The sequence below is a fragment of the Thalassotalea fonticola genome (assembly GCF_032911225.1).
GTDB classification, from domain to species: domain Bacteria; phylum Pseudomonadota; class Gammaproteobacteria; order Enterobacterales; family Alteromonadaceae; genus Thalassotalea_A; species Thalassotalea_A fonticola.
Window position 1 is genome coordinate 3,072,317 of sequence record NZ_CP136600.1, and the last position, 21,411, is coordinate 3,093,727.

The 21,411-nt window shown below is 39.3% G+C and carries 18 protein-coding genes; 4 read left to right on the forward strand and 14 right to left on the reverse strand.

Annotated elements, in window-relative coordinates; translation table 11 throughout:
* Window position 1: 1 nt before the first annotated feature.
* The 6 genes from aroK to RI844_RS12480 form a co-directional block, all read right to left on the reverse strand.
* The gene (gene aroK / locus RI844_RS12455) at window positions 2-520 is read right to left on the reverse strand and encodes a shikimate kinase AroK (RefSeq protein ID WP_348394995.1); all 519 of its coding nucleotides are present in this window, start codon (window positions 518-520) and stop codon (window positions 2-4) included.
* A gap of 219 nt (window positions 521-739) precedes the next feature.
* Window positions 740-2,809 carry a type IV pilus secretin PilQ gene (locus tag RI844_RS12460; RefSeq protein ID WP_348394996.1) on the reverse strand — a complete coding sequence of 690 codons (2,070 nt, stop codon included), beginning with the start codon at window positions 2,807-2,809 and terminating at the stop codon, window positions 740-742.
* 8 nt (window positions 2,810-2,817) lie between these two features.
* Window positions 2,818-3,342, reverse strand: coding sequence for a pilus assembly protein PilP (locus RI844_RS12465; RefSeq protein WP_348394997.1), 525 nt, complete (start codon window positions 3,340-3,342; stop codon window positions 2,818-2,820).
* Window positions 3,342-3,935, reverse strand: a complete 594-nt coding sequence (gene pilO / locus RI844_RS12470; protein ID WP_348394998.1) for a type IV pilus inner membrane component PilO — start codon at window positions 3,933-3,935, stop codon at window positions 3,342-3,344. The genes RI844_RS12465 and pilO overlap by 1 nt, the downstream gene beginning before the upstream one ends.
* Window positions 3,935-4,513 (reverse strand): PilN domain-containing protein, encoded by a 579-nt coding sequence (locus RI844_RS12475; protein ID WP_348394999.1) that lies wholly within the window; start codon window positions 4,511-4,513, stop codon window positions 3,935-3,937. The genes pilO and RI844_RS12475 overlap by 1 nt, the downstream gene beginning before the upstream one ends.
* Window positions 4,501-5,580: a pilus assembly protein PilM gene (locus RI844_RS12480; RefSeq protein WP_348395000.1), complete on the reverse strand. Its 1,080-nt coding sequence runs from the start codon at window positions 5,578-5,580 to the stop codon at window positions 4,501-4,503. The genes RI844_RS12475 and RI844_RS12480 overlap by 13 nt, the downstream gene beginning before the upstream one ends.
* 131 nt (window positions 5,581-5,711) lie before the next feature.
* Between RI844_RS12480 and RI844_RS12485 the strand changes: the two genes are divergently transcribed.
* Together RI844_RS12485 and RI844_RS12490 are read left to right on the forward strand one after the other, a co-directional pair.
* Entirely contained in the window at window positions 5,712-8,309 is a 2,598-nt protein-coding gene (locus tag RI844_RS12485; protein ID WP_348395001.1) for a penicillin-binding protein 1A, read from the forward strand.
* A gap of 36 nt (window positions 8,310-8,345) precedes the next feature.
* Entirely contained in the window at window positions 8,346-9,062 is a 717-nt protein-coding gene (locus RI844_RS12490) for a DUF481 domain-containing protein (protein ID WP_348395002.1), read from the forward strand.
* An 88-nt stretch (window positions 9,063-9,150) separates the two neighbouring features.
* Here the strand turns inward: RI844_RS12490 and exaC are convergent, their stop codons facing one another.
* Window positions 9,151-10,671, reverse strand: a complete 1,521-nt coding sequence (gene exaC / locus RI844_RS12495; protein WP_348395003.1) for an acetaldehyde dehydrogenase ExaC — start codon at window positions 10,669-10,671, stop codon at window positions 9,151-9,153.
* Between the two features lie 131 nt (window positions 10,672-10,802).
* On the opposite strand from exaC, the gene RI844_RS12500 reads away from it, so the two are divergent.
* Window positions 10,803-11,714, forward strand: coding sequence for an AraC family transcriptional regulator (locus RI844_RS12500; RefSeq protein WP_348395004.1), 912 nt, complete (start codon window positions 10,803-10,805; stop codon window positions 11,712-11,714).
* 154 nt (window positions 11,715-11,868) lie between these two features.
* On the opposite strand, the gene RI844_RS12505 is transcribed toward RI844_RS12500, so the two are convergent.
* The 6 genes from RI844_RS12505 to argC all read right to left on the reverse strand — a co-directional run bounded on the left by RI844_RS12505 (window position 11,869) and on the right by argC (window position 18,374).
* A complete protein-coding gene (locus RI844_RS12505; RefSeq protein ID WP_348395005.1) occupies window positions 11,869-12,213 on the reverse strand; it encodes a hypothetical protein in 345 nt (114 codons plus the stop codon).
* 223 nt (window positions 12,214-12,436) lie between these two features.
* Entirely contained in the window at window positions 12,437-14,323 is a 1,887-nt protein-coding gene (gene argH, locus RI844_RS12510) for an argininosuccinate lyase (protein WP_348395006.1), read from the reverse strand.
* 1 nt (window position 14,324) lies between these two features.
* Complete coding sequence (locus RI844_RS12515; RefSeq protein ID WP_348395007.1) at window positions 14,325-15,539, reverse strand: argininosuccinate synthase; 1,215 nt, start codon at window positions 15,537-15,539, stop codon at window positions 14,325-14,327.
* A 51-nt stretch (window positions 15,540-15,590) separates the two neighbouring features.
* Window positions 15,591-16,502 (reverse strand): ornithine carbamoyltransferase, encoded by a 912-nt coding sequence (locus RI844_RS12520; RefSeq protein WP_348395008.1) that lies wholly within the window; start codon window positions 16,500-16,502, stop codon window positions 15,591-15,593.
* A gap of 45 nt (window positions 16,503-16,547) precedes the next feature.
* Window positions 16,548-17,327 (reverse strand): acetylglutamate kinase, encoded by a 780-nt coding sequence (gene argB / locus RI844_RS12525; RefSeq protein ID WP_348395009.1) that lies wholly within the window; start codon window positions 17,325-17,327, stop codon window positions 16,548-16,550.
* Complete coding sequence (gene argC, locus RI844_RS12530; RefSeq protein ID WP_348395010.1) at window positions 17,328-18,374, reverse strand: N-acetyl-gamma-glutamyl-phosphate reductase; 1,047 nt, start codon at window positions 18,372-18,374, stop codon at window positions 17,328-17,330.
* 239 nt (window positions 18,375-18,613) lie between these two features.
* On the opposite strand from argC, the gene argE reads away from it, so the two are divergent.
* Complete coding sequence (gene argE / locus RI844_RS12535) at window positions 18,614-19,759, forward strand: acetylornithine deacetylase (RefSeq protein WP_348395011.1); 1,146 nt, start codon at window positions 18,614-18,616, stop codon at window positions 19,757-19,759.
* A 52-nt stretch (window positions 19,760-19,811) separates the two neighbouring features.
* On the opposite strand, the gene RI844_RS12540 is transcribed toward argE, so the two are convergent.
* Window positions 19,812-21,245, reverse strand: coding sequence for an MBL fold metallo-hydrolase (locus RI844_RS12540; RefSeq protein ID WP_348395012.1), 1,434 nt, complete (start codon window positions 21,243-21,245; stop codon window positions 19,812-19,814).
* Window positions 21,246-21,411: the final 166 nt, after the last annotated feature.

Sequence of the window (21,411 nt, forward strand, 5' to 3'; positions counted from 1 at the left end):
GTTAAAAGTCCAGACGTTCGACGATTTTATTGGCGACAATTTTTGCGCTTTGGTCGTCAGTTTGAACGATCACATCAGCAATTTCTTCGTATAAAGGATTACGCTCTACCGCTAGGTTTTCTAGCACAGTTCGCGGCTCTTCTTTGGTTTGAAGTAATGGACGACGACGATCACGCTGGGTGCGGGCAACTTGCTTATCGATAGTAGTTTCTAAATAAACTACAACGCCGCGTGCTGATAGGTGATTACGAATTTGATCGCTAATTACTGAACCACCACCAGTGGCTAGTACTATGCCCTGCATCAAAGATAAATCTTCAATTACAGTTTCTTCACGCTTTCTAAAGCCCTCTTCACCTTCAAGATCAAACACCCATGCGATGTCTGCACCGGTACGACGTTCAATTTCTTGGTCTGAGTCAAAAAATTCTAGGTGTAGCTTATCAGCTAATTCTCGACCAATTGTGCTTTTGCCTGCGCCCATTGGGCCAATTAGGAAAATGTTACGTTTTTCTGCCATGAGATTCTTTAATACTCGTAAATTGTTATACCAAAGCGAAGAATATTAAGTCAACTTGGTATTTGTTAACGAAATTGAGGACACTCCTCGAAAAAATTAAGGGCGCAATTATCGCAATTCTTATAGACAAATTGCAAGCATGCGCCTTAAAAAAATACAATCTAACGTAATTTACTTATTGTTAAAGTCGATTAGCTAGATTGTTATTTGCGATTTCGTTTAAAATTTTTCGGTTACTATTCTCGGTGTTACGAAGATAAGTAGTTCTTTTTTCTCATTAAATTCTGTCGTAGTTCTGAATAACCAGCCAACATATGGAATATCGCCCAGTACCGGAACTTTCGAAATTGAATTGATCACTTGTTGCTGATAAATACCGCCTAAGACGATAGTTTCACCATTATTTACTAAAACTTGCGTACCAATTTCCTGCGTATCAATTGCTGTGGCTAAACCAGTACCTGTAGCGATAGTGTCACCACGGGTATCTTGAGTAATAATTAAATCAAGGATGATACGATTATCAGGAGTAATTTGCGGTGTAACTCGTAAGCCTAAAACTGCTTTTTTAAAGGTAACAGAAGTTGCTCCACTTGACGCTGCTTGCACAAAAGGAATTTCCGTACCTTGTTCAATATACGCTTCTTTTTGATTCGAGGTAGTAATGCGTGGACTAGCAATGATCTCTCCTTTGTTTTCTTGCTCCATTGCCGAAAGTTCAAGGTCAAGAATGGTACCATCTGCCAATCGAGCTACTTGGAATGCTATTGCTCCGGCGGGATCGGCAACAGGTAAGTTAACATTTAAACGGTCGTTGATTGATGGAACAACACCAGCATTCGCTAGGTCAGCTCCCTCTAGGCTACCAGAACTAGACGTATCGCCACCGTTGTGAGTTACTCCCCAACGAATACCTAATTCTTCACTGATGTTATCTTTAACCGTTACCATGCGTGATTCAATCACAACCTGGCGAATGGGGATATCAAGCACATTGATCATCCGCTTTATATCTTCAATACTGTTGGCCGTATCGCGAATTAATAAGGTGTTGGTACGCTCATCAACAGTTACGCTACCACGCTCAGATAAAAGGCTAGTGCCTTCATTTTTAAGTAAATTTGAAAAATCAGCCGCTTTCGCATAATTAATTTGTACATATTCTGCATAGAGAGGTGCAAGTTCGGATACTTGCTGCTGCGCTTGTAATTCTTTTGCTTCACGGGCAACAAGTTCATCATTTGGGGCAATCATTAAGATGTTTCCATCCATACGCTTACCTAAGCCTTTTACTCTTAAAATGATATCAAGCGCCTGATCCCATGGAACCCCATCTAAGCGTAAGGTGATATTGCCATTTACCGTGTCTGAAGTTACTAGGTTAAAACCGTTATAGTCAGCAATAATCTGCAATACTGTGCGGATTGGAATGTCTTGGAAGTTTAATGAAATGGCTTTGCCGTTAAAGTCTTCGCCATCTTCTAAATACGACTTTTTTTCTTCCTCTTCTTTCACTGTTAAAGAGAAAATATTGTCAATTTGGTTATGCTCAATGGTAAACGGCTTATTGGTACCTATTTCCAAGCGTGCATTGTTGCCTTCTTTAAAGGTTTCTATGCTAGTCACTATTGTGCCAAAATCGGTAACATCCAGTTTATAAAGCAATTCTTCCATAATATCGGTGTTATGAAATTCAATATTGATTTTGCCTAGTTTGTCTTTAACATCAACCGCAGACATGCTGTCATCTAAGAAAACTAATACTTGCCCGGCGTTTGCTTCACCTTTTCTAAAATCAATCGCTTGAATGTTATTAATAAATTCGCTGGCAACATCGGCTTGTGGATCTGTTTTATCAAACGTAGATAGGCTGTTTAGTAAAAGTACGAATTTACCTTCAATAATTTCCGCTTGATACAATTTCAATTCTTTAAGAAAAACCGTGGCTTTAATTTTTCCAGCAATTTGCTGTACATCGATGTTTTTAATGCCCGCATGGTTTACTTGAGTATCAGCTAGAGGGGTAGCAAACTCAGTAGCATTGAACATAATTTCAATACGAGCAGGTTCAGTAAATGTTTTTACCACCGGCTCGGCGGTTAACGCTTGCTCAAAACCAAAAGTAAATTCAATTTCATCTGCAAGAAGTGTGTTGTAATAAATATCATTAAGTTTACCTTCGGCATAACTGCCAAAAGAAACCAACAATAATACTGCAGACAATACAAAACCAAGCGCTCCCTGTCTTGATTTGTTTGGTGATTTTATTTTTATTTTACGACTAAACATTAATTCCCTTACCCCTCTTGATCCGGCTCAACCATAGAAACAGTTGTTTCTCGTTCAACCCAACAGCCTGCGCCATCTGGAATCAATTCTACTATTATTATTTCTTCTTGGCCGACATTGGTAATTCGACCGTTATACAAGCCTAAATAGCTGCCAATAGATACTCTGTGGAGAGTTGAATCTGCCGCTTCTACTAATGCCCAAATAATTCCTTCTTCACCTAAGGTACCACGCATATTTAAACTTTCTAAAGCAAATTTTTCTAACGGTTGCTTTCTTCGACGTGGATCCGGGTGTAAACAATCTGACATTTGTTGCATTTTTTCCTGAATTGCTTCAGGTTTTGGAGCAACAAACGGGCTGCGCAATGCAAATGCCGAGTAATCAAAGTGATTAAACTCGGTTAACGGTGGCATTGGCTCAATTTTATTTGGTGTTGATGCCTTCACTTTATCAATATGGGCGTGCAAGTCTGTTAAGTCATCAAAACAGGCTGATAATAAAAATACTGAAAGTAAAACTAAATAACGCATTATTTACCCTCCCTGTACTTATACGTTTTAGCTTGCAGTGTTAGCGTTAATGAATTTTCAAAGCCATTGTCATCACCAACAATAGAAAAATCATGCAAGGTTACAATACGCGGTAACCCTGAAATCTTACTTACGAATTCACCAAAGTCGTGATAGGCACCAGTAACTCTCACCTCTATCGGTAATTCAGTATAGAATTCTTGTTGAATTTCTGGCTGCCAATTTAACTTAACAAAATCTAGGCGGCTGGTAGTACCAACAAAAGTAATATCATCAAGTAATCCAGGGGTTTCATGACTTTCAGGCAAGCGTTTAATTTGCTTAGAAAATAATTCTTCCGCTTCAAGCATTTGCTCTCTGAACAACTCTAAATTAGCAGCAACAAAGTACTTGGCCTGGTAATCGGTCTTTAATTTACTTTCTTGTGCCGCTTCACGTTCCAGCTCAACAAGTTTATCACTTACTAACAGGTAATAAACAAAGTAAGAAACGAAAGCGACCAAAACAATGGCAAGTATTATTTTTGCCGCTTTTGGCCATTGACCAATATTATTCAGGTCAAGATTATCAAATTGGGAAAGATCTAAATCCATTATCGACCTCCTGCATTGCTGATTTGTTCGCTATCAAGTAAACCTTGAATACGTAAACTCATTTTAAAATCACTTAACAGTTTGCTTGATTTACTTGAATTGGTAATAGATTCAAGCTCTGCATCGGCCAATAAGTTTGAACTTTGAATTTCACGGATCATATTGGCAAGATGGTTATTCGATTCACTTTTACCTTGTATCAACAACTCATTGCCTTGTTTTTCAAGCTTAACTATATAAACCCCTGACGGAACAATTTTAGCAATTTCATCAAGCACTTGCGTACCAACATTACGACTCTTCTGTAATTGTTCGATCAACGTCATACGTTGTATTAAATCTTTTTTCTTCTCTTCCAGAGTTTTAATTTCAGCAATCCGGGCATCTAGAACTTTAATTTCATTGGTTAAGAATTGATTACGAGCACGTTGACCATCAATTTTTGCCTGATAAAACTGGCTGATTAAAAATACAACCAAAAAGCTGATTAGTGCTAAAAACGTTAGTATTGAAAAATATTGTTGCTGCCTTAAACGCTGAGTTTCTTCACGCCAAGGCAATAGATTTATATGTGGCATGGTGAAAAACTCCTTAATGCAAGGCCAGTAGCAACCATTAACTGAGGTGCAATCTGGGCTAAGACGTTTTCATCTATTTGCTCACCGATAGCCATATCATTGAATGGATTTGCAATGACGGTGTGAATGCCAAGCTCCGCCGAGAGTAGCTCTTGAATATTTTCAAGTGCCGCGCTACCACCAGAAATCACTAGGTAATCAAGCTTTTCCTTACCACTAAAGGTTAAATACATTTGAATTGCACGACGAATTTGTTGAATTAATGTCGTTTGAAAAGGCGCTAACACTTCAAAAGTGTAGGTAGGTGGTAAATCTCCGCTTAATTTTTCTTTTTCAGCATCTTCGAAAGTTTTATTATAATAAGAAACAATAGAACGAGTATATTGTTCGCTACCGAATAGTTGGTCGCGTGTATAGATAGTGTCGTTACCTTCATTTACGGTAAACAAAGTCATGGTTGCGCCAATATCAATAAAAGCTACAACTTTTTCCGGGGCATCATCTGGCAGCGTTGGCAAGCATAGTGCTGAAGCTCGACTTAGGGCATAAGATTCAACATCAACAACTTTGGTGTGAAATCCGCCAGCATCAAGAGAAGCAACACGAGCTTCGATAGTTTCGGTTCGTACAGCACTTAATAAAACATTGACTTTACTAGGGTCGGCTTCATTAACATCGAGTTTTTCAAAATCAAGACTAACTTCATCGAGAGGATATGGGATTAAGCTATCAGCTTCAATCTCAATTTGGCTTGCTAATTCGTCATCATTTAATGACACGTCCATGTAGATTATTTTAGTAATAACAGTAGAACCAGAAACCGCAACAGCTGCATTTTGTACAGCTGAAAGTACTTTTTTGCGTACTTTTCGAATTACTGCCCCGACCGCTTCAATATCTTGAACTTTTCGATCGACTACAGCGCCTTTTGGCATAGGCTCTACTGAAAATGCATCTAGTTGGTAACCGTTTTTATCTTCACTAATAAGAACAGCTTTGACCGAATAAGATCCAATGTCTATTCCGACCATTTTAGACGCATTTTTATTCCATAATCTACTTAGCATAACTTCCTGTGATTATTCTTATTATTTTTCTTATTTAAACATAATATAGCTAAAAATACATTTATTACACTAAATATCTATATATACTAGTGAATTATATTAATATCTTTTTTACCATGAGTTGAATTTTAGTGCAATTTTTCAAACGTTTAACGCAATTATTTCTCTTCGGCATTCTTCTTGTCAGCCTAATTATAGGCGGCTTCTACCTTACCATGCGCAGTGACCTTCCCAGTGTTGAAGTGCTAAAAGATGTTCAATTACAAATACCAATGCAAATTTATAGTAGCGAAGGCGAACTCATTTCACAATTTGGCACAAAAAGACGAATTCCGGTCGAGTTGAAAGATATGCCACAGCAACTCATAAATGCCGTATTAGCGACTGAAGACAACCGCTTTTATGAACATTTTGGTGTGGATCCTATCGGTATGACACGCGCTATTATAGGCCAAATTACCGGTAACGATGCCGGTGGAGCCAGTACTATTACGATGCAAACTGCACGAAATTTCTTTTTAACACGCGAGCAAACCTATATTCGAAAAATACGAGAAATTTTCATCTCTTTGCATATGGAAAAGCTGTTAAGCAAAGACGAAATTTTAGAACTGTACCTCAATAAAATCGAATTAAGCCATCGCGCTTTTGGCGTAGGTGCTGCTGCCCAGGTTTATTACGGTAAAGAAATAAATGAACTTACCTTAGCTGAAATTGCGGTGATCGCCGGCTTACCAAAAGCGCCAAGCACATATAACCCAATTAGTAACCCTGAGAAAGCCAAGTTTCGTCGCACCACAGTATTACAACGTATGTTAGTAAGTGGTTACATCTCCGATGCAGAATACCAACAGGCAAACAACGAAGAAATTCATACTAAAAGGCACGGCGTAGATATTAAGCTAAGTGCGCCTTATGTTGCTGAAATGGCCAATAAAAAAGCACTGGAAATGTATGGCACTGAAGTCGCTTATGGTAAAGGCTTAAAGATATATACCACGGTGCAATCAGACCTGCAACACGCAGCTAAAAACGCTGTTATCAGTAATATATATGCATATGATGAACGTCACGGCTATCGCGGTCCAATTAAGCGTCTATGGCTTAATGAAGCTGATAAAGCTTATTTATTAGCAAGTGCGAAAAAGCGTTTAAGTGAGAATGACTTTGAAGCTTACGAACAAGCTTTAATTAAAATCAGCAATAAACAACCTGATGCAGAAGACATAGCTGACCATTTAAACAAGGTTCCTGTTTATAACGATTTGCTTGTTGCCTTAGTCACCCACGTTGAGGAACAGCATGCACAAGTTCAACTTAACAATGGTGATATTGGCACGATTGATTGGCAAGGTATGTCTTGGGCAAGAGCCTATCTTGATGATAAAACTCAAGGTAAAGCACCTAAGCTAGCCCAGCAAATTCTCACCAGCGGTGATGTTATCTATGTTAAGGCGACTACAGATAACGTCTATCGATTAAGCCAGTTACCTGAGGTTTCTGCTGGTATTGTTGCTATTTCACCAGATACAGGCGCTATTTTAGCCAGTGTTGGTGGTTACAGTTTCAGCCAAAGCCAATTTAACCGGATAACCCAAGCGAACCGTCAAGTGGGCTCTAATATCAAGCCATTCGTATATTCTGCAGCCCTCGCCAATGGCTATACCTTAGCCACTATTGTTAATGATGCACCAATTAATCAGTGGGATAAACGATCAGGTTTTGCCTGGCGACCAAAAAACTCTCCTGCCGTTTATGAAGGACCACTACGAGTAAGAATAGGTTTAGCCAAGTCTAAAAACGTTATGTCTGTCCGCTTATTACGTGGCATGAAATTAAGCACATTAATTAAACATTTAGGCAAATTTGGATTTAATCAATCCGCGTTACCAAAAAATGAATCAATTGCTCTGGGCTCAGCTTCAATGACACCTATGCAGGTTGTTACTGGCTTTTCAGCTTTTGCCAACCAAGGTTATTTAGTAGAGCCTTATATTATTGACCGAATTGAAGATGCTGATGGGGAAGTTATTTATCAAGCCCAGCCGAAGGTTGCTTGCTATGAATGTGAAGTTGCACAAGCAGAGTATGCCAATAGCTTCGATGCCAGTGATGATATTGATGTTGAAATGATCACTACTCCTTTAGCTCCTAGAATTATTAGCCGAGAAAATGCTTTCTTAGTTACCGAAGCGATGAATGGTGTTATTTGGGGCGGTGGTGGTGACTGGTCCAAAGGTACAGGTTGGAGCGGTACAGGTTGGCGTGCAAAAACGCTGAACCGTCGAGATATAGCAGGAAAAACTGGTACAACCAATGAATCTAAAGATGCCTGGTTTAGTGGTTTTAGTCGTAGAATTGCAGCAAGCTCTTGGATTGGCTTTGATGATCCGAGTCGTAATTTAGGTCGGACCAATGTGAATAGTAATTTAGGTAGAAACCAAACTGCAGGCGGCGAAGCTGGGGCAAATGCCGCCCAACCTTCATGGATTAAATTTATGGAAGTTGCCTTAACTAAGTATGATCCTGAAGCATTTTTGCAACCAGACAATATAGTCTCCATTCGTATCGATAAGTTAACAGGTAAAAGAACCAATCAAACCAATAGAAGCTCAAGGTTTGAGTACTTTATTAAAGGGTCAGAGCCAACCGAGTGGGTTGATAAAGATAATATTGAACAGATAATAGAAAGCCAGGAAGAATCAATCGAAGAAGAAGAGTTGTTCTAAATAAAATACAATTAATGCAGTCAGGGAAATATTGTTATGAAATATAAACTGTTAGCGCTAAGCATAGCGTTAAGTAGCACAGCAGCGATAGCTGAAGAAGAAGTTAAGATTTGGTCGGGAGATGTAGATTTTGGTTACACTAACCTAACAGGTAATACTGAAGAAACAACCACCAGTGGTAAAGTTCATGTTTTACGTGAAAGTGCGCCGTGGAAATATGTTGCTCATTTCGAAACCTTATATTCTGAAAGTAATGATGAAAAAAGTGCTGAGCGTTGGGGTGCATTCACCCGCTTAGAGTATAATTTTACTGAAAAAAACTATGTTTTTGGACGTATATCGTACGATGAAGATAAATTCAGTGGTTATGATTCACAAAGTACAGCAACTGCTGGTCTTGGTTGGAATTTGATCGAATCTGAAGACATGGATTGGGATTTTGAAACCGGTGTTGGTTATCGTTCGGCTAAAGTTGAAGATCCATTAGTAGCGGAAGATGAAGAAGAAACCATAGTACGACTATCGACATTATTTAGCTGGAAATTTTCACCTACAGCCTCTTTCGTACAATTATTAAGTACTGAAATTGGTGAAGAGAATACTATTAGTCTTTCAGAGTCGGCACTTAAAGTTCAAGTGATCGGCCAGTTATCTTTAAAATTAAGTTACATAGTTAAACATACTGAAGAAGTACCGGTTGATACCGAAGACACTGACACTGAAACCGTAGTAAGTGTCACTTACTCATTTTAACCTTTATAAGAATGGAGACCTAAGGCCTCCATTCTTATTCACTTTGCTTATTTAATTAGCCAAGATTTGTGAACATAGATCCTAACCACTAAAAGAACCCTAATGGATTTACATCATAGCTCACCAATAGATTTTTAGTTTGTTGATAATGCTCTAACGCAACTTTATGGGTTTCTCGACCGACACCCGATTTTTTATAACCGCCAAACGCTGCATGTGCAGGGTACATGTGATAACAATTAGTCCACACTCGGCCAGCTTGTATTTTTCTGCCCATACGGTAAGAGCGATTCATATCTCTGCTCCACACACCAGCACCTAAACCAAATTCAGAGCTATTGGCTAAAGCTAACACTTCGGCTTCATCTTTAAACGTTGTTAACGAAATAACCGGTCCAAAAATTTCTTCTTGGAATACGCGCATTTCATTAGTACCTTTTAACAATGTAGGTTGAATATAAAAACCATTGTCTAAGTCTTCACCTAGCTGCTCAATATTACCGCCCATTAATACTTCGGCACCTTCTTCTTTGCCAATTTCTATATAGCTTAATATTTTATCAAACTGCTGCTTAGACGCTTGCGCTCCCACCATGGTGTTAGTATCCAAAGGATTACCACGAGTGATTAACTTTGTTCGTTCAATCACTTTGGCGATAAACTTATCGTATATTTTTTCATGAACAAATAACCGAGATGGACAGGTACAAACCTCTCCCTGATTAAAATAAGCGAGCACTGCGCCTTCAATACATTTACTTAAATATTCGTCTTCAAAATCCAACACATCTTCAAAAAATATATTTGGCGACTTACCACCTAGTTCAACCGTTGAAGGGATAATGTTTGCCGCAGCGCATTGGAGAATTTTTTCACCAACGGGAGTTGAACCTGTAAACGCTATTTTAGCTATACGCTTACTACTGGCTAACGCCTGCCCGGCTTCAGGGCCAAAACCATTCACAATATTCAGCACACCTGCGGGTAACAGATCTTCAATTAACTCCATCAGAACTAAGATAGATGCCGGAGTTTGTTCTGCCGGTTTAAGTATTATGCAGTTACCACCAGCAAGGGCTGGCGCCAGTTTCCAGGCAGCCATTAGAATAGGAAAATTCCACGGAATGATTTGCCCAACCACACCAAGTGGCTCGTGAAAATGATAAGAAACCGTTTTTTCGTCCAATTCAGCTAATGAGCCTTCTTGCGCACGTAAACAACCGGCAAAGTAGCGAAAATGATCAACTGCTAATGGAATATCTGCCGCTAGGGTTTCTCGTACAGCTTTGCCGTTATCCCATGTTTCGGCAATCGCGAGTAATTCAATATTTTGCTCGATACGATCGGCTATTTTAAGCAGAATATTTGAGCGTTCCGTAACAGATGTTGTGCCCCAAGCCTCTTTTGCTTGATGTGCGGCGTCGAGTGCTAGCTCAATATCATCGCCATCTGAACGAGGTATTTGGCATATCACTTCACCATTTACCGGGCTAATATTATCAAAATATTGACCGTTTCTAGGCTCTACCCATTTGCCACCAATGTAGTTTTGATAACGAGATTTAAAGCTCATTACCGCTTTATCTGTGCCTGGTGCTGCATAAATCATAATACCTTCCTCTAGTTGTTTTTTTAATCTATACACCTTATCTTAGTAGGAGAATTAACATTCGACTATGCTGATAATTCAAAAAAGTTGACTGTCAGTTCACTCGTTTCGAACAACTTAATGGTATTAAAATGCTCAAGGAACTCGTTGAACATAAGCGAAGGTTACCCAACGTACTGGTTGAAAATAAAATCAGTTTTGCCGGCCCCGAATCTGAGCTTAGTATTTATGATACTTATCAACAGGCTTCCCGAGTAAAGCTAAAATCAGATCAATTACTTTTTTGTGGTATGGTAACGGGGAAAAAAATCATGCATGCCGAGAATGATTATTATCACAGTGACTTTTTCCCCCATGAATCTTTCATTATGGCACCAAGCCAAGAGGTAGAGATTGATTTTCCGACTGCAGACCTTAACAACCCGACAACATGTTTAGCGATAGAAATATCAAAAGAACGGGTTAATCAAGTAGCCGATAAATTGAATTCATCAATGGCAAAGCAAGAGGTATTTGGTCATTGGCAATACAATGAACAACTTGTGCATACTCATCACAATGCAGAAACGCAGGCATTATTAAGTCGTATTGTTGAAATTTATACTGAAAACCATCAAGATCGTAGTTATATGATTGACCTGGCTGTGTCAGAATTGACAATTCGCTTATTACGTCATCAAAGCCGAGATTTCATTCTATCATTCTCTGGGCAAGAGCCTGATAATAATGGTTTAAATGCAGCACTTAATTATATGGTTAAGCATATCAACGAAACCTTAGATGTTGATCACTTATGTCGGTTAGCCTGTATGAGTCGAACTAAATTTTTTCACAACTTTAAAGTTAACCTTGGTTGTAGCCCCATTGCCTTTCAACAACAAATACGCTTGAAACAAGCGGCGATGCTGATTAAAAGCGGTCTACAAATTACTCATGTTTGTTTTGAACTGGGTTTCTCAAGCACTAGCCACTTTAGCCGTAGCTTTAAGCTATTCCACGGTTTAAGCCCGAGCCAATATAAAGCCAGATCTGATCAAAAGTAATGGCGCGGTACAAATACTAAGCGGCTTAATCAATAGAAAAGGGATCAAACGATCCCTAATATAAAAGTAAACTACAAAAATAGATGTAGTTGCAATAAGTTACCTTACGTATAATATGCCAGCGAAAGGCAACATTAGTACTAAGATTTATTGCTTAATTTTCAACTGGGGATAGACCTTGTTCTCTGGCTTTTACGGCCTCATTCAGATCAAAACCACTCCCTTTCCAGCTTTTAGCTTCTTCTAAGTTGAATAATTGATTCTTCCAACCCGAAGCTTCGTCTAACTTAAAACCCGCTTCCGACCATTTAGTTGACTGCTCCGGCGTAAACCCCCCACCTTTCCATGCCTGTGCTTGTTCTACTGTAAATTCAATGTCTTTCCAAGCATTGATTTCACGTTCAGACATCCCTTTCCATGTTACAGGAGGCGGTGGTGGTGGCTCCGATGCACACCCTACGATTAAGAGTAAAAGTAAAGCTAAGCTCATCTTTTTCATATTGCGAACCCCTCGATTAATGATTATCAAAAAATGAAACCGATATAGTATGTATTTCAAAACGTACTAGAGAGTATGGTACTTGATTCAATTTACAACAAGTTATTGCTAAAGATAGTTTTATTAAATATTAAAATTTTTTGATTACCAACTTTTGGCTAGGACATAAAAAAGGGAGATGATTTATCAGCATCTCCCCTGTCATCACAATCAGTCTATTGAATTAACTTTCAACTACTTCAATACTACCTAATATTTGTGGCAGGTTATGCTCACTTAAGTTGTACATTAACGCTTCTTCATCGCAGTTATCTTGCTTAGGACATAAATCACAATCTTTCATTACTTTCTCTGGTAAAGAGTCTTTATCTCCAGGAATAAAGTCTAATTTTTCAAAGAAGGTTGGCTTACGAGTTAATACAAATACTTTTAATAATGCCATTTCTTTGGCTCTGCCTAATAAGTATTGACATAACTGCTGTCCATAGCCTTTGCCTTGATGGTTAATGCTTACTCCTAATGAGCGTATTTCAGCTAAACCAGTACTGTAAATATAAAGCGCTGCACAAGCACAAACTTGACCGTTAACTTCTATTACCGCAAAGTCACGAATACTCTTAATTAAGTCATCTTCTTTACGAGGTAAGTTTTCTTCGCGCGAAGACCAGTAATTAACAAGCTTAACTATTGCGCGTAAATCAGTAAGTTTCGCGTCCCTAACTACATAGTTGGCAGTGCCAAACTGGCGGCGATTGCTATCAATCACTTTTTGCACCGGCTCAATACCGGTACCACCAAGGATGTTACGTTTATCAACTAAATACTCCAGTTCTAGAACGGGATAAACATCAGCTTCAATTAATGGCGAAAATTGCTTAAATTCATCAAGTCGTAAACTCTCTAATGGCTCACCTTGATTAATGGCATAAAGAACAGCAGACCCGGTAATATCGTGCGCAGTTCTAAATGGTACGCCTTTACCTACTAGGTAATCAGCAAGCTCAGTTGCATTTGCATAACCGCCACGCGCAGCTTTTTGACATTCGGCACTGTTTAGTTCAATTGAGTTCACAACTTCTACGGCCATGACTAAACAAGATAGCCATTGCTCTAACGCATCAAACAGGCCTTGTTTGTCTTCTTGCATATCTTTGTTGTATGCAAGAGGTAAGCCTTTAAGTGTAACTAGCAACGCTTGCAATGAACCATATACTCGGCCACATTTACCGCGTATAAGCTCTAACGCATCAGGGTTTTTCTTTTGCGGCATTAAAGAACTACCAGACGTTACCTGATCGCCTAACGTAATAAAATTAGCTTCGCCGGAGTTAAAGAAAATTAAATCTTCTGAAAAACGTGATAAATGCATCATGCCAGTGCTGGCAGCAAACAATAGCTCTAACACGTAATCTCGATCAGATACCGCATCAAGCGAGTTCATACACGGGCCATCAAAACCTAATGAATGAGCTAACTCAACTCGATCTATTGGATAGGTTGTACCTGCCAATGCACCACAGCCTAACGGCGACTGGTTCATACGTTTACGTGCATCTTCAAGACGTGAAATATCACGTTTAAGCATTTCAACATACGCCATACACCAGTGCGCAAAACGTACCGGCTGAGCACGTTGCAAATGAGTATAACCCGGCAATATATGCTGTTTGTTGTTATCGGCTAAATTAATTAACTGCTGTACGCAGGTTTTTAGCATATTCAAAACAACATCGGTTTGTTCACGCGACCATAAACGTAAATCAGTAGAAACTTGATCATTACGGCTGCGACCAGTATGGAGTTTACGAGCAGTGTCACCAATAACTTCGATTAGCTCTGACTCAACCCAACTGTGGATATCTTCAGCTGTTGCCTCGCTAAAATCAACGTCTCCAGATTCCACTTTTTCAGCCAAGTCCAGTAACGCTTGTTCCATTTTCTGTTGTTCTTCAACGGTCAATACACCAGCTTTTTGAATCGCTTTCGACCAACCAATAGAACCTTTAATATCTTGTTGAGCCAAGACATAGTCAAACGGCAGAGAATCGTTAAATGCTTTAAAGATATCACTGCTGCCCGACTTAAAACGGCCACCCCATAATGCTGCCATATTACTTCTCCTGCTGTTTTAACGCGTTTATGCGGCTTGATAAGCTGAATAAACGGATAAAGCCTTCTGCGTGTTTTTGGTCATACACATCATCAGCACCAAACGTAGCAAATTCTTCAGAGTACAAGCTATTAGGAGAACGACGTTGTGTGACATTCGCCTGACCTTTGTAAAGCTTCACAACTACATCACCGGTTACTTGCTCAGCAAATGAGTTAGTTGCCGCCATTTGTGCTTTTGCCAGCGGAGTAAACCAACGACCATCATAAATAACATGTGAATATTCTAAGGCAACCGACTCACGGAATTTTAACGATTCTTTATCAAGAATTAATGACTCAAGACCTTTGTAAGCAGCCATTAATACTGTGCCGCCAGGAGTTTCATAACAACCGCGAGATTTCATCCCTACTAAACGGTTCTCAACAATATCGATACGGCCAACACCATGAGCGCCAGCTTTATCATTAAGATACACTAATGATTCGTACGCAGACATTGCTTTGCCATCTACTGATACCAGCTCACCCTTATCAAAAGATAGCATTACTGAACCCGGTTCATTTGGCGCATCCATTGGATCGGTAGTCATAGTCCAAACTTCTTTAGTCGGCTCACACCACGGGTCTTCTAGCTCACCACCTTCGTGTGAAATATGCCAAGCGTTTGCGTCACGAGAGTATATTTTAGTTAATGATGCAGCACATGGAATATCACGTTCTGCCAAGTAATCAAGTAGGTCTTCACGAGAAACCATATCCCATTCACGCCATGGCGCAATAACGGTTAATTGTGGAGCAAGGGCCGCAAAGCAAGACTCGAAACGAACTTGGTCATTACCTTTACCAGTACAACCATGACATACGGCATCAGCACCCACTTTTAGCGCTACTTCAACATGTGCTTTAGCAATAACAGGACGAGCCATTGACGTACCTAGTAAGTATTGACCTTCGTATACCGCGCCAGTTTTTACAATCGGGAAGATATAGTCTTTTACGAATTCTTCTTTTAAGTCAACAACGTGACATTCAGATGCACCAGAAGCGATAGCTTTTTCATGAATGCCTTCAAGCTCCTCTTCACCTTGGCCAACGTCAGCACAAAAAGCAACAACTTCACAGCCTTCATAGTTTTCTTTTAACCATGGAATGATCGCCGATGTATCTAAACCGCCTGAATACGCTAATACTACTTTTTTAATTTTCTTGCTCATTTTCTTTCTCTCAATTCTTTAATTTTTAAATTTGATTAGGGTTAGTAAGGTTTATTTGAATAAGCTTACTAAAACTGAATTTTGTGCCCACATGCGATTTTCTGCTTGTTGAAAAGCGATTGATTGCGGTGAATCAAACACGCTAGTGGTAATTTCTTGTTCCAAATGTGCCGGCTGACAATGCATTACTGCAGTAGCACCTGCTTTTGCCATTAACTGCTCATTAATTTGATACGGCATAAATTTTTCTAGGATGGCATCAACTTTAGTACTGTCACCCATAGAGATCCAAGTATCGGTATAAATAACTTGCTGATCTTTTGCATCTTCGATATTAGTCGACACCGTTAAGGTTGCGCCACTTTGCTGTGCAAGCTTTTGTGCCTCGGCTACTAAATTACTTTCAGGCTCATAGCCTTCTGGCGTAATTACTGTAACATTCGCACCTAAAATACCGCCCATTAACATTAATGAGTTTGAGACATTATTGCCGTCACCGATATAAGCAATATTTAAACCTTCAACGCTGCCAAAGTTTTCGGTAAGTGCCATATAGTCAGCTAATGCTTGGCAAGGATGGTATAGATCACTTAAGGCATTGATTACCGGAATGCCCGCATGCTCGGCCATTTCATCTAATACTTGTTGTTTAAAAACTCGTGCAACAATAGCATCGGCCCAACAAGCCAGGTTTTTAGCCACATCTTTTACACGCTCACGTTCACCGAGCTGACCATTTTGCTGGCCAATATAAAGGCTATGACCACCTAATTTTTGAATGCCAATATCAAAACTGATATGAGTACGCAGTGATGGTTTTTCAAAAAGCATAACCACAGATTTACCCGCTAATGCTTGCGAATATTTACTCGGGTTGTTTTTAATATCAATAGCTTGCTCTATTAATGCGATTAATTGTTGTTTGTCTTGCAGTTGGTCTGCTAAAAAATGTTGTAATGACATAAGTATCCTATTTGAAATCTGTATTTAACCTGTTCTATTAAAGAACTAACAATTTGGTTCAATGCGAGTGCCAAAAACGTTCCCTTGCTGCAGCGTAATTAACTGCTCAGGCGTCTTCCAACTGGCAACCGCGATACTTCGTCGTAATTGAGTAGCAGCAGTAAAAGCGGCGTTTACTTTAGCGATCATACCGCCATCGATAACGCCTTGTTCAATAAGCTGTTGCGCATCATTATAGTTCAGGCTTTCTAAATATTCTCCTGAAGCTCCTTTAACACCAGCAACATCGGTTAGTAAAATTAGATTGCCATTAACTAATTGACTAATAGCAACGGCCGCATCATCGGCATTTACGTTAACCAATTGGCCATTATCTAAACTGCCAATTGATGAAATAATGGCAACGTTATTACTGGCAACTAAGCCGTTAATAAATGCGTTATTATTTGCTTTCGGCACACCAACACAACCTAAAAATTCTTCTGCCGGTGTACATTTGATCATTTGTCCATCATGTAAAGCCAAACCTACGGCAGATATTCCAACGGTATTAGCACTGGCAACTAATGCTTTATTTACCGTGCCAGCTAATGCGCCGGTAATAATTGCCATATGCTCTGGTTCACTTACCCGTAAACCGTTAACTTTTTTACTGGTGTAGCCTGCTTTGGCAAGTAGCTCATCTGCTACACAACCACCACCATGAACTATGATAATTGCCTGGTTGGTGTTTTGTAGGGTTTTTACTACTTTAAATAATTCAATTAGTGCTTGTGGCGATTCCATGATCGCGCCACCAATTTTAATAACTAAAGGCGTGCTCATTTAAGCACCTCCTTGGTTATTTGAATTAGTCATTGAATTGGGAAGCAAACCGTAATGTGAATCTAAACCTAATGTTAGGTTAAAGCACTGAATCGCTTGTGACGCCGCACCTTTTAATAAGTTATCGATCGCACAGCTAGCCACCAATACGTGCTTTTCTTGATCAAACTGCCATTTTACATTGGCAAAAGGCGTGCTGCTTACATCGTCAATTTTTGGCCAGTCGTTACTTATTCTAACTAGCGGCGTATTGCTATAGGCATTTTTAAACGCTTGCTCTACTTGCTCAGCAGTTACGTCGGTTTTTAAATTTAACGTCACCGTAGACAGCAGCCCACGTTTATAAGGGGCAATATGCGGATTAAAAATCACTTGCTGGCCACATTCCTGGCTAATTTCAGGTTGATGACGGTGCTGTAAAATGTTGTAAGCTTTTAAACTTAATTCATTAAAGCTGGTCGCCAGTGATGCTTTTCTACCTGCGCCACTCACACCGCTAATACCATTAACAACAATTAAACCATCGTCTTGTTGTAAGTTATTTTCAGTAATTGGTTTTAAGGCTAATAAACTTGCTGTTGGGTAACAACCAGGAACGGCAACAAGGTTTGCATTTTTAATCGTTTCGCCATTAAATTCGGCTAAACCATAAATTGCGGCATCGAGTAAATCTTGATGCTTGTGTTCAAAACCATAATATTTTGGATAATCAGCGCTTTCGCTTAAACGAAACGCGCCGGAAAGATCGAACACTTTAATGCCGGCATTTACAAATTCAAATGCCCACTCTTGTGAATATTCATGAGGCGTTGCAAAGAATACAGCATCTAAATCTAAATTCTGTTCAAGCCAGTTTTTTGAGAACGGTTGCAATGGTTTATCGCATACAGATTGCATGCGCGGGTAAAGGTCAGAAAATAGTAATCCACTCGATGCACTACCTTCAGATACCAACACCTGAAAATCACTAATTTTGTTATGTTGAGTTAATATTTCAACTAATTCAGCGCCGGCATAACCACTAGCACCTACAATCGCTACTTTCACAAATTTACCTTTTTGCAATTTTATTCATTAAATTATAATCAATATTTGTTTATCTAGTGAACTTAATCAGCTGTAGAGTACAAATAAAAACACTGTATTTACCTAAAGTTACCGGTTAAAAAATTATTTAGTAGCCAGAAAACTTAAGCTTGATTACACTGATAGTGTGAAAGTAACAAGTATTGATTATTTATGCAACATTTTAGCATAAGTATTTTGCAATTTAATATGGATTAATTATGTCTTTACCAAATTTTCAACAAGCCTTAACAGAATTGATTGCCAGTCCATCGATTAGTGCCACTTCAAATAAATGGGATCAAAGCAATCAAGCAGTAATTGAACTATTAGCAAGCTGGTTTAGTGATTTGGGCTTTAACATAAATATTCAACAAGTTCCCGACAGTAGAGGAAAGTATAACTTACTTGCCAAACTTGGCGAGGGTGAAGGCGGATTATTGTTATCTGGACATAGCGATACCGTCCCTTTTGATGAAAAAGGCTGGGATAGCGATCCGTTTACCATTACCGACAAAGCAGACAAGTTTTATGGCTTAGGTACTTGTGATATGAAAGGTTTTTTTGCCTTCATATTACAGGCTTGTAAAAATTTACCGGTTAAGGGTATGCGTAAACCTTTGTACGTATTAGCAACCGCCGATGAAGAAACTACCATGGCCGGTGCTCGCTTTTTCATTGACCAGCAATTAGCAAAACCCGATGTGGCAATAATTGGCGAGCCAACAAACTTAAAACCAGTGATCATGCACAAAGGCCATATGTCGCATCGAATTTCAGTAAAAGGTAAGTCTGGCCATTCAAGCATGCCGCAAAAAGGCGTAAATGCTATTGAGGTGATGTATTTCATTATTGAAAAATTAATGACCTTAAAAAAAGATCTCAAAGATAAATACATCAATGAAGCGTTTACCGTTACCGAACCAACGTTAAACTTTGGTGCCATAAAAGGTGGTGACAGCGCCAACCGGATATGCGGTGACTGCTATTTAGATATCGACTTACGTGCCCTACCAGGCATTAAAGATGATGAACTTGTGCACTGGTTAGCCGAAGCATTAAAGGCTGTTGCTGAAAATTACCCGGGCAGAGTATCAATGGAAGAACTGCATGCCAGCTCACCAGCATTTGCAGAAGATGAAAACAGCGAATTAGTGCAACTTGCTGAAAAATTCTCAGGTCATTGCTGCCAAGCAGTAAATTACGCCACCGAAGCTCCGTTTATTCAACAACTCGGCTGCCAAACAATAGTATTAGGGCCAGGTTCAATTGACCAAGCTCATCAAGTAAATGAGTACTTAGCGTTTGATCAAATTAAACCGACCGAAAAAATATTACTGCAGTTCATCCAACAATATTGCTTTTAACAGTATAAGGCTCGATTAAATACTACGTGATTAACCTTAAGTTCTGAAAAGGTCACATAATGGCATCATAGGTTTGATTCAAGACTTCAACGCTAATATTGTTATTTTGGTAGTTACCGACAATTCGCTTGAACTTAAGCTGCTTACTGCGAATAAACTCAATAAAGGTTCTGGAGTAACTGGGTATGACCTTAGCAATGGTATTATCGAATGCGATGTGGAGAAATTTTGATTGAAAAATAATCTCGCTGTCCTTGAAATAAACAAAGCTTTGTCGTTTAGCGTGCATATTTTCCAATACATAAAAATGTGCGCCATCAATGGTTTGATCATGCTCAATGGTGCGGAATTTGAATTTAGTGATGTCGTCAGCAAACTTTGGGTAAGCTTTAATGGCAGCGATACTATATTCATCGGCAAGTATCTCTATACCTTTATCGGCGTAGACTTTGAGACCAGCAATTTCATAACCGTGAGGATGGGTAACATAAACTGAAGTAATTTTATTTTTTGGAAATTGTTCACCAATAAGTTTAATCGTTTTTTCTGCTAAAGCGGGATAGCCACTGGCACCAAACACCATAATTTCATCGCCATTAACTTTAAATAAACTGTTGCGCCAAGCTGAAGAGTCGGTAACAAGATAAAGGTCTCTGGCAATTTCTTTTGAAACTAGCACGCCATCGCCTTCTGGAATTTCAGGGCCATATCCTGGTGGCACTTTAAGTTTGGCAGGTTCCACTTTCTCAATGATCTCAAATTGATCATTGTAAATGCTGTAGTATGGCACCGCTGCGCCATCAATATATTGGTGTACGGTTCGAGCATAGGTTAACCCCCTTGCCGTTTGATAATCTTCATAGGTAAGGATTGCTCGCTTCAGCTTGTCGTTGAGCGACACCAATTGCAATGGAGCGTTACTAAATTCATAAGCGACAACATTATCATCAGCCGTTTTATGGGTGAGCGTTGTTGTCCCCAATTTTTTGTCTTGGCGAAGGGTAATATTATCTTCAATATTGGTTTCCTCAAGTAGCGGCCTTACCGCTAGAAAGTCGACATCCAGGAGGATATAGCCCATTCTATAAAATTGCCCCTTGCCTTGATTGATAGTACGCTTGCCTAAATAGCTACCATTCATTTCATAGGCAAAACTTTCAGTATCATTTTCAAAATGAGCCCGGTCGAGTAGCAGACCACCGGAAGTGTAATATATATCATTGTCGTAAAAGTGCTTGTTGACCAAATCAATTTCAACCGTTCTTTGTGCCATAATTCTATTGGGTATTTGGTAGTCCCAATAATCATGGGATCGGTATTGTCTGTTTAAATAGTGATGGCTCAGTGAGAAGGCATTAATTGACAGTGTTTTTTGATAGTGTATTTTGAGCTTAGCGACAAAGTCTTGTGCTTCTTCTGCCGATGCCATTGCTGTCATGACGGTGAGTAGTGACAGAAAAATTAATGCTTTGAGGTAATAAATCATAATAAATATTCCTATAGGTAAACCGTATCGTTGTGCTTTTGTATGGCTAATATAAAGCAGCGAATAGCGTTGCAATAGGCATGCGATGTAAAAAAATTTAAGCTATATTTTACAAAAGTTTACATTTACTTTAGCAACTCCTATCAGTTGAAAATTAGCGGGGCAG

Bases quoted from the DNA above. Each gene is read 5' to 3' on its own strand.
- argE (WP_348395011.1), top strand. From the start codon at position 18,614: ATGTCTTTACCAAATTTTCAACAAGCCTTAACAGAATTGATTGCCAGT.
- RI844_RS12520 (WP_348395008.1), bottom strand. From the start codon at position 16,502: ATGTCATTACAACATTTTTTAGCAGACCAACTGCAAGACAAACAACAA.
- argB (WP_348395009.1), bottom strand. From the start codon at position 17,327: ATGAGCACGCCTTTAGTTATTAAAATTGGTGGCGCGATCATGGAATCG.
- argH (WP_348395006.1), bottom strand. From the start codon at position 14,323: ATGGCAGCATTATGGGGTGGCCGTTTTAAGTCGGGCAGCAGTGATATC.
- exaC (WP_348395003.1), bottom strand. From the start codon at position 10,671: ATGATTTATGCAGCACCAGGCACAGATAAAGCGGTAATGAGCTTTAAA.
- RI844_RS12515 (WP_348395007.1), bottom strand. From the start codon at position 15,539: ATGAGCAAGAAAATTAAAAAAGTAGTATTAGCGTATTCAGGCGGTTTA.
- aroK (WP_348394995.1), bottom strand. From the start codon at position 520: ATGGCAGAAAAACGTAACATTTTCCTAATTGGCCCAATGGGCGCAGGC.
- RI844_RS12460 (WP_348394996.1), bottom strand. From the start codon at position 2,809: ATGTTTAGTCGTAAAATAAAAATAAAATCACCAAACAAATCAAGACAG.
- RI844_RS12500 (WP_348395004.1), top strand. From the start codon at position 10,803: ATGCTCAAGGAACTCGTTGAACATAAGCGAAGGTTACCCAACGTACTG.
- RI844_RS12465 (WP_348394997.1), bottom strand. From the start codon at position 3,342: ATGCGTTATTTAGTTTTACTTTCAGTATTTTTATTATCAGCCTGTTTT.
- RI844_RS12505 (WP_348395005.1), bottom strand. From the start codon at position 12,213: ATGAAAAAGATGAGCTTAGCTTTACTTTTACTCTTAATCGTAGGGTGT.
- RI844_RS12480 (WP_348395000.1), bottom strand. From the start codon at position 5,580: ATGCTAAGTAGATTATGGAATAAAAATGCGTCTAAAATGGTCGGAATA.
- RI844_RS12540 (WP_348395012.1), bottom strand. From the start codon at position 21,245: ATGATTTATTACCTCAAAGCATTAATTTTTCTGTCACTACTCACCGTC.
- pilO (WP_348394998.1), bottom strand. From the start codon at position 3,935: ATGGATTTAGATCTTTCCCAATTTGATAATCTTGACCTGAATAATATT.
- RI844_RS12490 (WP_348395002.1), top strand. From the start codon at position 8,346: ATGAAATATAAACTGTTAGCGCTAAGCATAGCGTTAAGTAGCACAGCA.
- RI844_RS12475 (WP_348394999.1), bottom strand. From the start codon at position 4,513: ATGCCACATATAAATCTATTGCCTTGGCGTGAAGAAACTCAGCGTTTA.